This window comes from Chryseobacterium echinoideorum (genome assembly GCF_007474535.1).
In the GTDB taxonomy this organism is placed as follows: Bacteria; Bacteroidota; Bacteroidia; order Flavobacteriales; family Weeksellaceae; genus Chryseobacterium; species Chryseobacterium echinoideorum.
Genome location: NZ_VKNW01000031.1, coordinates 1 through 861 on the forward strand (window position 1 = coordinate 1; position 861 = coordinate 861).

1 protein-coding gene is annotated in these 861 nt (G+C 49.5%); it reads left to right on the top strand.

Going from position 1 to position 861, the window contains the following annotated elements:
• The coding region (locus FOL89_RS17465; protein WP_185147016.1) for a SprB repeat-containing protein at positions 1-861 on the top strand (861 nt) is incomplete at both ends.

The window sequence follows — 861 nt, forward strand, 5'->3', positions numbered from 1 at the left end:
CGGCACCTTATACATTCAACTGGGGTGGCGGCATCACCACTGAAGACCGCACAGGCTTATCGGCAGGAACGTATACCGTAACCATCACTGATGCTAATGGATGTACCGGAACGGTGGACGCCACGGTAACTCAGCCAACAGCATTATCTGCAACAGTTTCTCAGAACAATGTAAGCTGTAACGGCGGATCTAACGGTTCTGCAACAATAACCGTTTCCGGTGGAACTTCACCATACACTTATTCATGGTCACCAACAGGCGGAACTGCTGCAGCAGCAACAGGACTTTCAGCAGGAACATATACGGTAACAGTAACGGATGCTAATTCTTGTACAACAACGAGAACAGTGACCATTACTCAGCCAGCTGCATCCGTTTCAGGAACTACAGTGGTAACGAACGTAGCTTGTAACGGCGGTTCAACCGGAGCAATCAATTTAACTCCGACAGGCGGAACGGCACCTTATACATTCAACTGGGGTGGCGGCATCACCACTGAAGACCGCACAGGCTTATCGGCAGGAACGTATACCGTAACCATCACAGATGCAAACGGATGTACCGGAACCGTGAACGCCACGGTAACTCAACCAGCCACATCCGTTTCAGGAACTACAGTGGTAACGAATGTAGCTTGTAACGGCGGTTCAACCGGAGCAATTAATTTAACCCCGACAGGTGGGACTGCACCTTATACATTCAACTGGGGTGGTGGAATCACGACTGAAGACAGAACAGGATTGGCAGCAGGAACTTATAGCGTAACCATCACAGATGCAAACGGATGTACCGGAACGGTAAACGCCACGGTAACTCAGCCAACAGCATTATCTGCAACAGTTTCTCAGAACAATGTAAGCT